At 51.4% G+C, this 12286-nt stretch carries 9 protein-coding genes, 2 pseudogenes and 4 other annotated features; of the genes and pseudogenes, 9 read left to right on the forward strand and 2 right to left on the reverse strand.

Annotation, left to right across the window (positions count from 1 at the left end; genetic code table 11):
* Together yieM and yieN are read right to left on the reverse strand one after the other, a co-directional pair.
* Positions 1 to 1452 (reverse strand): hypothetical protein, encoded by a 1452-nt coding sequence (gene yieM, locus SF3825; protein ID NP_709558.1) that lies wholly within the window; start codon positions 1450 to 1452, stop codon positions 1 to 3.
* A complete protein-coding gene (gene yieN / locus SF3826; protein NP_709559.3) occupies positions 1446 to 2966 on the reverse strand; it encodes a 2-component regulator in 1521 nt (506 codons plus the stop codon). The genes yieM and yieN overlap by 7 nt, the downstream gene beginning before the upstream one ends.
* 64 nt (positions 2967 to 3030) lie before the next feature.
* Positions 3031 to 4458: a mobile genetic element, on the forward strand.
* Here yieN and SF3827 point away from each other — a divergent pair.
* The 9 genes and pseudogenes from SF3827 to rbsK all read left to right on the forward strand — a co-directional run bounded on the left by SF3827 (position 3098) and on the right by rbsK (position 12285).
* Entirely contained in the window at positions 3098 to 4444 is a 1347-nt protein-coding gene (locus tag SF3827; RefSeq protein NP_709560.1) for an insertion sequence IS4 transposase InsG, read from the forward strand. Its footprint overlaps the feature before it by 1347 nt.
* Before the next feature lie 143 nt (positions 4459 to 4601).
* The gene (trkD, locus tag SF3828) at positions 4602 to 6470 is read left to right on the forward strand and encodes a potassium transport protein Kup (protein ID NP_709561.1); all 1869 of its coding nucleotides are present in this window, start codon (positions 4602 to 4604) and stop codon (positions 6468 to 6470) included.
* 166 nt (positions 6471 to 6636) lie between these two features.
* A complete protein-coding gene (gene rbsD / locus SF3829; protein ID NP_709562.2) occupies positions 6637 to 7056 on the forward strand; it encodes a D-ribose pyranase in 420 nt (139 codons plus the stop codon).
* Between the two features lie 7 nt (positions 7057 to 7063).
* Positions 7064 to 9345 (forward strand) — a sequence feature (Similar to Escherichia coli K12 ATP-binding component of D-ribose high-affinity transport system gi: 1790190 (502 aa). BLAST with identity of 98% in 761 aa. This CDS has been disrupted by insertion. The sequence has been checked and is believed to be correct.).
* Positions 7416 to 8183: a mobile genetic element, on the forward strand. (Overlaps the previous feature by 768 nt.)
* Positions 7471 to 7746, forward strand: a complete 276-nt coding sequence (gene insA, locus SF3831; RefSeq protein NP_709563.1) for an insertion element IS1 protein InsA — start codon at positions 7471 to 7473, stop codon at positions 7744 to 7746. (Overlaps the previous feature by 276 nt.)
* Positions 7773 to 8168 carry an insertion element IS1 protein InsB gene (insB, locus tag SF3832; RefSeq protein NP_709564.1) on the forward strand — a complete coding sequence of 132 codons (396 nt, stop codon included), beginning with the start codon at positions 7773 to 7775 and terminating at the stop codon, positions 8166 to 8168.
* Positions 8192 to 9345 (forward strand): annotated as a pseudogene (locus SF3832a).
* Before the next feature lie 4 nt (positions 9346 to 9349).
* Positions 9350 to 10315: a ribose ABC transporter permease gene (gene rbsC, locus SF3833; RefSeq protein ID NP_709565.1), complete on the forward strand. Its 966-nt coding sequence runs from the start codon at positions 9350 to 9352 to the stop codon at positions 10313 to 10315.
* A gap of 24 nt (positions 10316 to 10339) precedes the next feature.
* Positions 10340 to 11230, forward strand: a sequence feature (Similar to Escherichia coli K12 D-ribose periplasmic binding protein gi: 1790192 (297 aa). BLAST with identity of 98% in 297 aa. This CDS contains an in-frame stop codon. The sequence has been checked and is believed to be correct.).
* Positions 10340 to 11230, forward strand: a pseudogene (rbsB, locus tag SF3834). (Overlaps the previous feature by 891 nt.)
* 110 nt (positions 11231 to 11340) lie before the next feature.
* Complete coding sequence (rbsK, locus tag SF3835; protein NP_709566.2) at positions 11341 to 12285, forward strand: ribokinase; 945 nt, start codon at positions 11341 to 11343, stop codon at positions 12283 to 12285.
* Position 12286: the final 1 nt, after the last annotated feature.

Here is a 12286-nt window from a genome sequence, read left to right on the forward strand (position 1 = left end):
TTATCGCCGCCAGCGTCTGAGCAGGCGGCTTCGCATCCCGGTATCAAAGCGCCAGATATGATCGAAAATGCGCATGATGCCGGGTTTGCCGTGTGCCGACATCGCCACGGCATGAAAGCGATGCTGATGTACCCGCTGCAGCTCTTTCACTTTACTCGTCACGTCGTCAGGCAACCGCTGAGCGATAAAATCAGAAATCACCACCGCATCGGCATCAAACCATTCCCTGCTTTGCAAGCGTTCCATAATGGCGCGAAAACAACTGGCAAGATCGGTGCCGCCACGAAACTGCTGGCTTAAAAAACGGATTGCTTGTTCGATGCCTTGTGGGCCTGAAAGCTCATAACGGACGATCTCGGTGGAAAATAGCATAATATAACAGCGCCGGTTTTCAGCGAGAGCAATGCGCATCAAAGCCAGGCAGAACGCTTTCGCACACTGTTCATTAAAGCCGCCCATTGAGCCGGAAGTATCCACACAGACAATAAACGGCCCGCGCGGCTGTTCATCGTAATCTTTATGTACCACCGGACGTTCGAACACTTTTTCACGCCACGACTCACCGTGCAGGCGATAGGTGAGCAACTGTTTTTCCACCAGCCGACGGTAAAACTCATACTCCAGTTCCGTTATCCCTAGTTTCGCCAGTTCTGGCGGCAGGAGACGTAAAATATCATCGCTTTGTTGCAGACCATCAACCTGCTCAGGAACCGTCGCCGGTTCGCGCACCATGGTGCGGAAGGTTTCCATCTGCGCATCGTTGCGCGGTATTGATTTGGCTTCCCGAGAACGCCCCAGCTGCTCTGCCAGGCGTTTCAGTTCCGGCTGTTCGTTAAGAAATTCACCGTATTTCACAATAAACTGATAGTCGCCACGTTTAAGTTGACCGGCGCTCATATCCCACAGACGACCAGCTGCGGTATTGTTATCTGCGAGAATCGGTTCAAGTTGTCCGCTCAGCGTCATGCGTTCCTGAACTTCACTTAACAGTTGTTCGCGTTCTTCTTCTAATAGCTGTTGATTTAACGTCGTTGCTTGCACGATCAGACTTAAACGCCAACGCTGGAGAAAAAGCGTGTGTAACGCTGAAGTTATTGTGCTGTTAGCATCAACCAACTGCCGGGCTTGTTCTGCCCATGGGGAATTCAGACGATGCAGTAAGTCCAGGATCTGTGGTAGCTGCACAATAAACTGCGGCGTGGAGAGGAGCTGGCTTTGCTGATAGCACATCACCTCTTCGGTGAGTTCCGGCGGGACTCGGGCATCTTTCAGCCGACTGCGCAGCGCCTCACGCCAGCGGGGAACATCATCAGTGATTGCCGCCTTCAGTCGTGGGAATTTTTCAAAGAAGACCGCCAGCTGCGGTGAGGCCAGCAGTGCGATGATCATCTCTTCGATCAATCCCTCTTCGCTGACGGCCAGCATCACATTAAGCGTATCCAGCGTTAGCATTGTTGTGCCTGACGAATCTGTGCACCGACATCCTGTAGGCTGTCTTCAATGCGACCTAACCAGTCGCCAGGGATAAACAGACATTTTTGCTGTTCGCTGAATAAAGCGTGTTGCTTACGCCAGTCGCTTTCAAGCTCTTCCAGTTGTTGTTTTATTTCACCTGGCAGACCTTCAGCCGATGAACCGGGAAGTGCCAGCGTACTGCCTTGTAAACTTACATCGCGTACAACAAGATGTTGGGTGCTATCAACTTCCAGATTCAGTTTCTGGGCAAAGCCGATACCGTTCAGTTTGCCGCGAATTTCACCACCTTTACTCAGCCACTGTTCCAGCGCGCTACGCTCAAAGGAGATATGAACCACTTCCATATCATGCAGTTTTAACGGTTTTTGCAGCAGCAGAGTCAGAGTGGAAGCAGTAACGTTAACAGGAAGTTGATACTGCTGACGACGGCTGAAAATGCCGCCCAGACGAATTAACGTTAAGGCTGTTTTATCGCTTTGTTGCTGCTGGAGTTGCAGGTGACGTTGCACAATCGCGCCCAGGCGGGTCAACATCCCTTGCTGTTGCCAGGCATGACCGGTCATCAATACATCAATTTGTTGTTGTATCAAATTCAGGCTTTGCGCGTCATACCACAGGCAATCTTTCAGCAAAATGAGATCAACCGGGGCAACAGCACTGCGACCGCTAAAAAAGGCGCTGGCCTGCAATAAGCGGATCGCTTTTTTCCAGCGACGATCCGAGACATAAGGCGCATCCGGTAATTTATCCAGTTGCTGGCGCAGAATAAAAATCAGCTCAAATACATGATCGGGCAGCGTAATTTCACCAATCTCTTTCTGCCAGCGTTCATATTCTTCATCTGTGACCTGCAAGGCATCAGGAACCGGATTGTCGTTTTCATCCTGTTGACTGGTCAGCATGGAGCGGAAATTCGCTTTATCTTGCACTTTATCTAACCATAGACGAATCAGCATGCGGTCATATAACGCTTCCAGACTGCTGTCTGCTTCCGGCAGCTCGTTGGAGGCCGCCACCAGTAGACGCATCGGGATTTTTTCTACGTGTGCACCGTTGCGGAACTGGCGCTCGTTAATGGCGGTGAGCAAGGTATTAAGAATTGCCGGGCCCGCTTTCCAGATCTCATCCAGAAAGACGATTTCTGCTTCCGGCAGGTAACCGCTGGTTAAACGTTCATAGCGCCCTTCATCTTTTAGCGCCTGAATAGAAAGGGGACCAAAAACTTCTTCCGGCGTGGAGAAGCGGGTCATCAGATATTCAAACGCGCGGGCATTCTGAAAGGCGAATTTTAAGCGCCGGGCGATCAAACTTTTGGCAATACCTGGCGGGCCAAGGAGGAACACACTTTCACCACTTAATGCCGCTAATAAACACAAGCGGATGGCGTGGCTACGTTCATAAAGCCCCTTTTCCAACGAACTGCTCAGGCGGGAAATTCTTTCCGCTAATAAATGAGGGTGAGCCATAATGAAGTGGCGTCCTTTCGTCAAAAGTTCTGCGTAAATTGCGAGTATAGACGTTTCTTGCTGGTGACTAAAATAGTCTCAAAGGGGGGTAATACCGATCAGTTAAGGATCAGTTGACCGATCCAGTGGCTGTGTAAGAATCCGGAAACGCTCACTTGTTTCCGGATTTTTTTATGCACATTGGACAGGCTCTTGATCTGGTATCCCGTTACGATTCTCTGCGTAACCCACTGACTTCTCTGGGAGATTACCTCGACCCCGAACTCATCTCTCGTTGCCTTGCCGAATCAGGTACTGTAACGCTACGCAAGCGCCGTCTTCCCCTCGAAATGATGGTCTGGTGTATTGTTGGCATGGCGCTTGAGCGTAAAGAACCTCTTCACCAGATTGTGAATCGCCTGGACATCATGCTGCCGGGCAATCGCCCCTTCGTTGCCCCCAGTGCCGTTATTCAGGCCCGCCAGCGCCTGGGAAGTGAGGCTGTCCGCCGCGTGTTCACGAAAACAGCGCAGCTCTGGCATAACGCCACGCCGCATCCGCACTGGTGCGGCCTGACCCTGCTGGCCATCGATGGTGTGTTCTGGCGCACACCGGATACACCAGAGAACGATGCAGCCTTCCCCCGCCAGACACATGCCGGGAACCCGGCGCTCTACCCGCAGGTCAAAATGGTCTGCCAGATGGAACTGACCAGCCATCTGCTGACGGCTGCAGCCTTCGGCACGATGAAGAACAGCGAAAATGAGCTTGCTGAGCAACTTATAGAACAAACCGGCGATAACACTCTGACGTTAATGGATAAAGGTTATTACTCACTGGGACTGTTAAATGGCTGGAGCCTGGCGGGAGAACACCGCCACTGGATGATACCTCTCAGAAAGGGAGCGCAATATGAAGAGCTCAGAAAACTGGGTAAAGGCGATCATCTGGTGAAGCTGAAAACCAGCCCGCAGGCACGAAAAAAGTGGCCGGGACTGGGAAATGAAGTGACAGCCCGCCTGCTGACCGTGACGCGCAAAGGAAAAGTCTGCCATCTGCTGACGTCGATGACGGACGCCATGCGCTTCCCCGGAGGAGAAATGGCGGATCTGTACAGTCATCGCTGGGAAATCGAACTGGGATACAGGGAGATAAAACAGACGATGCAACTGAGCAGGCTGACGCTGAGAAGTAAAAAGCCGGAGCTTGTGGAGCAAGAGCTGTGGGGTGTCTTACTGGCTTATAATCTGGTGAGATATCAGATGATTAAAATGGCGGAACATCTGAAAGGTTACTGGCCGAATCAACTGAGTTTCTCAGAATCATGCGGAATGGTGATGAGAATGCTGATGACATTGCAGGGCGCTTCACCGGGACGTATACCGGAGCTGATGCGCGATCTTGCAAGTATGGGACAACTTGTGAAATTACCGACGAGAAGGGGAAGGGCCTTCCCGAGAGTGGTAAAGGAGAGGCCCTGGAAATACCCCACAGCCCCGAAAAAGAGCCAGTCAGTTGCTTAACTGACTGGCATTACTCAAAGGGGGGGCTTTTTCTTTGAGCCAGGTTAATGTGGCCGCATTTAGGAGTACGATTTTGCCGTTAATCGTGCATACTGTGCGCTTTTTTGTGGGCCAAGGGACTAAGCACACATTTCATATTTCAACGAAAGACTAGTCTATGAGCACTGATAATAAGCAATCATTGCCCGCGATTACCCTCGCGGCGATTGGAGTTGTCTACGGCGATATTGGTACCAGCCCGTTATATACACTTCGTGAATGTTTGTCCGGCCAGTTTGGTTTTGGCGTTGAACGCGATGCCGTGTTTGGCTTTTTATCGCTGATCTTCTGGCTGCTAATCTTTGTGGTTTCCATTAAATATCTCACCTTCGTGATGCGGGCAGATAACGCCGGTGAGGGGGGGATCCTGACGTTGATGTCGCTTGCCGGGCGTAATACGTCGGCGCGAACCACATCAATGCTGGTGATTATGGGGCTAATCGGCGGCAGCTTTTTCTATGGTGAAGTCGTCATAACACCCGCTATTTCGGTGATGTCAGCCATTGAAGGTCTGGAAATCGTCGCCCCGCAGCTGGATACCTGGATAGTTCCCCTCTCAATTATCGTTCTCACTTTATTATTTATGATTCAAAAGCATGGCACGGCTATGGTCGGTAAGCTGTTTGCGCCGATCATGCTGACCTGGTTTTTGATTCTGGCAGGACTGGGGTTACGTAGCATTATTGCTAACCCGGAAGTGCTGCATGCGCTGAATCCGATGTGGGCGGTGCATTTCTTCCTTGAATACAAAACGGTTTCTTTTATTGCATTAGGGGCAGTGGTGCTGTCGATTACGGGGGGCGAGGTGCTGTATGCTGATATGGGGCACTTTGGTAAGTTCTCTATTCGCCTGGCGTGGTTCACCGTCGTATTACCTTCCTTGACCCTTAATTACTTCGGTCAGGGAGCGTTGTTGTTAAAGAACCCGGAAGCGATTAAGAACCCGTTCTTCCTGTTGGCACCGGACTGGGCGCTGATCCCACTGCTGATCATCGCCGCACTGGCGACGGTAATTGCCTCGCAGGCGGTTATCTCTGGCGTCTTCTCATTGACGCGTCAGGCGGTACGTCTGGGATATTTGTCGCCGATGCGCATTATTCACACCTCCGAAATGGAGTCAGGGCAAATCTATATTCCGTTTGTGAACTGGATGCTCTATGTCGCGGTCGTGATTGTGATTGTCAGCTTTGAGCACTCCAGCAACCTGGCGGCGGCGTACGGGATTGCGGTGACCGGAACCATGGTACTGACGTCTATTCTCTCGACTACCGTGGCACGTCAGAACTGGCACTGGAATAAGTATTTTGTTGCGCTGATCCTGATTGCTTTCCTTTGTGTCGATATTCCATTGTTCACCGCTAACCTCGATAAACTGCTCTCCGGCGGCTGGTTGCCATTGAGCCTCGGTACTGTGATGTTTATCGTGATGACCACCTGGAAGAGCGAGCGTTTCCGCTTGCTGCGGCGGATGCATGAACATGGTAACTCTCTGGAAGCGATGATTGCTTCGCTGGAGAAATCACCGCCTGTTCGCGTGCCCGGGACCGCGGTGTATATGTCGCGTGCAATCAACGTCATTCCCTTTGCGCTGATGCATAACCTTAAACATAACAAGGTATTGCATGAGCGGGTGATTCTGTTAACTCTGCGCACCGAAGACGCGCCATATGTCCATAACGTCCGTCGGGTACAGATTGAACAACTGTCGCCCACTTTCTGGCGCGTGGTGGCAAGTTATGGTTGGCGAGAAACGCCAAACGTGGAAGAAGTTTTCCACCGCTGCGGTCTGGAAGGATTAAGTTGCCGGATGATGGAAACCTCCTTCTTTATGTCGCATGAGTCGTTGATCCTCGGCAAACGCCCGTGGTATTTGCGTCTGCGCGGCAAGCTGTACTTGCTGCTGCAACGTAATGCGCTGCGTGCACCAGATCAATTTGAAATCCCGCCAAACAGGGTTATCGAACTGGGTACTCAGGTCGAAATCTAACGCCAGACGCCTCCTTTCTTCATAAGGGGGCGTTTTTGTTTTCATGGTTAATCACCATGTAAAACGTTTCGAGGTTGATCACATTTCCGTAACGTCACGATGGTTTTCCCAACTCAGTCAGGATTAAGCTGCGGATCAGCGAAACGTTTCGCTGATGGAGAAAAAAATGAAAAAAGGCACCGTTCTTAATTCTGATATTTCATCGGTGATCTCCCGTCTGGGACATACCGATACGCTGGTGGTGTGTGATGCTGGTTTACCCATCCCCAAAAGTACAACGCGTATCGATATGGCATTAACCCAAGGTGTACCTTCTTTTATGCAGGTGCTGGGCGTCGTCACAAATGAAATGCAGGTCGAGGCTGCCATTATCGCGGAAGAGATCAAACAACATAATCCGCAACTCCACGAAACGTTGCTCACTCACCTTGAGCAGCTGCAAAAACACCAGGGAAATACCATTGAAATTCGTTACACCACGCATGAACAATTCAAACAACAAACCGCAGAAAGTCAGGCGGTAATTCGCAGCGGAGAATGTTCTCCGTATGCGAATATCATTCTCTGTGCTGGCGTGACGTTCTGAGGCCGTCATGGAAGCATTACTTCAGCTTAAAGGCATCGATAAAGCCTTCCCGGGCGTAAAAGCCCTCTCGGGCGCAGCGTTAAATGTCTATCCGGGCCGTGTGATGGCGCTGGTGGGCGAAAACGGCGCGGGTAAATCCACCATGATGAAAGTGCTTACTGGTATCTATACTCGCGATGCCGGCACGCTTTTATGGCTGGGGAAAGAAACGACATTTACCGGGCCGAAATCTTCCCAGGAAGCCGGGATTGGGATTATCCATCAGGAACTGAACCTGATCCCGCAGTTGACCATTGCCGAAAACATTTTCCTCGGTCGTGAGTTTGTTAATCGCTTTGGCAAAATTGACTGGAAAACCAGGTAATGCTGCCAACTTACTGATTTAGTGTATGATGGTGATTTTAAGGTGCTTGCGTGGCTTCCATTTCCATCAGATGTCCTTCCTGCTCCGCTACTGAAGGCGTGGTGCGTAACGGCAAAAGCACTGCCGGACATCAGCGCTATCTCTGCTCTCATTGCCGTAAAACATGGCAACTACAGTTCACTTACACCGCCTCTCAGCCCGGTACGCACCAGAAAATCATTGATATGGCCATGAATGGCGTCGGATGTCGTGCCAGTGCACGCATTATGGGCGTTGGCCTCAACACGGTTTTACGTCACTTAAAAAACTCAGGCCGCAGTCGGTAACCTCGCGCATACAACCGGGCAGTGATGTGATTGTCTGCGCTGAAATGGACGAACATTGGGGCTACGTCGGTGCTAAATCACGTCAGCGCTGGCTGTTTTACGCGTATGACAGGATACGGAGGACGGTTGTGGCGCACGTCTTCGGTGAACGCACTCTGGCCACACTGGAGCGTCTTCTGAGCCTGCTGTCGGCCTTTGAGGTCGTGGTATGGATGACGGATGGCTGGCCGCTGTATGAGTCACGCCTGAAGGGAAAGCTGCACGTTATCAGCAAGCGTTACACTCAGCGCATTGAGCGACATAATCTGAATCTGAGACAACATCTGGCAAGGCTGGGACGGAAGTCACTGTCGTTCTCAAAATCGGTGGAGCTGCATGACAAGGTCATCGGGCATTATCTGAACATAAAACACTATCAGTAAGTTGGAGTCATTACCGGAAAACCATGTATGTCGAAGCGGATAAATTGCTGGCTAAACTTAACCTGCGCTTTAAAAGCGACAAGTTAGTGGGCGATCTTTCCATCGGTGACCAGCAAATGGTTGAAATCGCCAAAGTGCTGAGCTTTGAGTCGAAAGTCATCATTATGGATGAACCGACCGATGCGCTGACCGATACCGAAACCGAATCCCTGTTCCGCGTCATCCGCGAGCTGAAATCGCAAGGCCACTGTATTGTCTATATCTCCCACCGCATGAAAGAAATCTTCGAGATTTGCGATGACGTTACCGTTTTTCGTGATGGGCAATTTATTGCTGAGCGCGAAGTGGCATCACTGACCGAAGATTCGCTGATTGAGATGATGGTGGGCCGCAAGCTGGAAGATCAATATCCACACCTGGACAAAGCGCCAGGAGATATCCGCCTGAAAGTCGATAATCTCTGCGGACCTGGCGTTAACGATGTCTCTTTTACTTTACGCAAAGGCGAAATTCTTGGCGTCTCTGGTTTGATGGGCGCAGGTCGTACCGAACTGATGAAAGTGCTCTACGGCGCACTGCCGCGCACCAGCGGTTACGTCACCCTGGATGGGCATGAAGTCGTTACCCGTTCACCGCAGGATGGCCTGGCAAACGGCATTGTGTATATCTCCGAAGACCGTAAACGTGACGGTTTAGTGCTGGGCATGTCAGTAAAAGAGAACATGTCGCTGACAGCGCTGCGCTACTTCAGCCGCGCTGGCGGCAGTTTGAAGCATGCCGATGAACAGCAGGCTGTGAGTGATTTCATTCGTCTGTTTAATGTGAAAACGCCGTCGATGGAACAGGCAATTGGTCTGCTTTCCGGTGGCAATCAGCAAAAAGTGGCGATTGCCCGCGGTCTGATGACACCCCCAAAGTATTGATCCTTGATGAGCCTACCCGTGGCGTAGATGTCGGCGCGAAAAAAGAGATCTATCAACTGATTAACCAGTTCAAAGCCGATGGCTTGAGTATCATTCTGGTGTCATCGGAGATGCCAGAAGTATTAGGCATGAGCGATCGCATCATCGTCATGCATGAAGGGCATCTCAGCGGGGAATTTACTCGTGAGCAGGCCACCCAGGAAGTGTTAATGGCTGTCGCTGTGGGCAAGCTTAATCGCGTGAATCAGGAGTAAAAAAATGATAACCCAGACTGTCTCTGGTCGCCGTTATTTCACGAAAGCGTGGCTGATGGAGCAGAAATCGCTTATCGCTCTGCTGGTGCTGATCGCGATTGTCTCGACGTTAAGCCCGAACTTTTTCACCATCAATAACTTATTCAATATTCTCCAGCAAACTTCGGTGAACGCCATTATGGCGGTCGGGATGACGCTGGTGATCCTGACGTCGGGCATAGACTTGTCGGTAGGTTCTCTGTTGGCGCTAACCGGCGCAGTTGCTGCATCTATCGTCGGCATTGAAGTCAATGCGCTGGTGGCTGTCGCTGCTGCTCTCACGTTAGGTGCCGCAATTGGTGCGGTAACCGGGGTGATTGTAGCGAAAGGTCGCGTCCAGGCGTTTATCGCTACGCTGGTTATGATGCTTTTACTGCGCGGCGTGACCATGGTTTATACCAACGGTAGCCCAGTGAATACCGGCTTTACTGAGAACGCCGATCTGTTTGGCTGGTTTGGTATTGGTCGTCCGCTGGGCGTACCGACGCCAGTCTGGATCATGGGGATTGTCTTCCTCGCGGCCTGGTACATGCTGCATCACACGCGTCTGGGGCGTTACATCTACGCGCTGGGCGGCAACGAAGCGGCAACGCGTCTTTCTGGTATCAACGTCAATAAAATCAAAATCATCGTCTATTCTCTTTGTGGTCTGCTGGCATCGCTGGCCGGGATCATTGAAGTGGCGCGTCTCTCCTCTGCACAACCCACGGCGGGGACTGGCTATGAGCTGGATGCTATTGCTGCGGTGGTTCTGGGCGGTACGAGTCTGGCGGGCGGAAAAGGTCGCATTGTTGGGACGTTGATCGGCGCATTAATTCTTGGCTTCCTTAATAATGGATTGAATTTGTTAGGTGTTTCCTCCTATTACCAGATGATCGTCAAAGCGGTGGTGATTTTGCTGGCGGTGCTGGTAGACAACAAAAAGCAGTAATAACGACTACAGGACATCTTGAATATGAACATGAAAAAACTGGCTACCCTGGTTTCCGCTGTTGCGCTAAGCGCCACCGTCAGTGCGAATGCGATGGCAAAAGACACCATCGCGCTGGTGGTCTCCACGCTTAACAACCCGTTCTTTGTATCGCTGAAAGATGGCGCGCAGAAAGAGGCGGATAAACTTGGCTATAACCTGGTGGTGCTGGACTCCCAGAACAACCCGGCGAAAGAGCTGGCGAACGTGCAGGACTTAACCGTTCGCGGCACCAAAATTCTGCTGATTAACCCGACCGACTCCGACGCAGTGGGTAATGCTGTGAAGATGGCTAACTAGGCGAACATTCCGGTTATCACTCTTGACCGCCAGGCAACGAAAGGTGAAGTGGTGAGCCACATTGCATCTGATAACGTACTGGGCGGCAAAATCGCCGGTGATTACATCGCGAAGAAAGCGGGTGAAGGTGCCAAAGTTATCGAGCTGCAAGGCATTGCCGGTACATCCGCAGCCCGTGAACGTGGCGAAGGCTTCCAGCTGGCCGTTGCTGCTCACAAGTTTAATGTTCTTGCCAGCCAGCCAGCAGATTTTGATCGCACCAAAGGTTTGAACGTAATGCAGAACCTGTTGACCGCTCATCCGGATGTTCAGGCTGTATTCGCGCAGAATGATGAAATGGCGCTGGGCGCGCTGCGCGCACTGCAAACTGCCGGTAAATCGGATGTGATGGTCGTCGGATTTGACGGTACACCGGATGGCGAAAAAGCGGTGAATGATGGCAAACTAGCAGCGACTATCGCTCAGCTACCCGATCAGATTGGCGCGAAAGGCGTTGAAACCGCAGATAAAGTGCTGAAAGGCGAGAAAGTTCAGGCTAAGTATCCGGTTGATCTGAAACTGGTTGTTAAGCAGTAGTTTTAATCAGGTTGTATGACCTGATGGTGACATAAATACGTCATCGACAGATGAACGTGTAATATAAAGAAAAGCAGGGCACGCGCCACCCTAACACGGTGGCGCATTTTATGGACATCCCGAATATGCAAAACGCAGGCAGCCTCGTTGTTCTTGGCAGCATTAATGCTGACCACATTCTTAATCTTCAATCTTTTCCTACTCCAGGCGAAACCGTAACCGGTAACCACTATCAGGTTGCATTTGGCGGCAAAGGCGCGAATCAGGCTGTGGCTGCTGGGCGTAGCGGTGCGAATATCGCGTTTATTGCCTGTACTGGCGATGACAGCATTGGCGAGAGCGTTCGCCAGCAGCTCGCCACTGATAACATCGATATTACTCCGGTCAGCGTGATCAAAGGCGAATCAACAGGTGTGGCGCTGATTTTTGTTAATGGCGAAGGTGAGAATGTCATCGGTATTCATGCCGGCGCTAATGCTGCTCTTTCCCCATCGCTGGTGGAAGCGCAACGTGAGCGTATTGCCAACGCGTCAGCGTTATTAATGCAGCTGGAATCACCACTCGAAAGTGTGATGGCAGCGGCGAAAATCGCCCATCAAAATAAGACTATCGTTGCGCTTAACCCGGCTCCGGCTCGCGAACTTCCTGACGAACTGCTGGCGCTGGTGGACATTATTACGCCAAACGAAACGGAAGCAGAAAAGCTCACCGGTATTCGTGTTGAAAATGATGAAGATGCAGCGAAGGCGGCGCAGGTACTGCATGAAAAGGGTATCCGTACTGTACTGATTACTTTAGGAAGTCGTGGTGTATGGGCTAGCGTGAATGGTGAAGGTCAGCGCGTTCCTGGATTCCGGGTGCAGGCTGTCGATACCATTGCTGCCGGAGATACCTTTAACGGCGCGTTAATCACGGCGTTGCTGGAAGAAAAACCATTGCCAGAGGCGATTCGGTTTGCCCATGCTGCCGCTGCGATTGCCGTAACACGTAAAGGCGCACAACCTTCCGTACCGTGGCGTGAAGAGATCGACGCATTTTTAGACAGGCAGAGGTGAC

The organism is Shigella flexneri 2a str. 301 (genome assembly GCF_000006925.2).
Taxonomy (GTDB): domain Bacteria; phylum Pseudomonadota; class Gammaproteobacteria; order Enterobacterales; family Enterobacteriaceae; genus ECMA0423.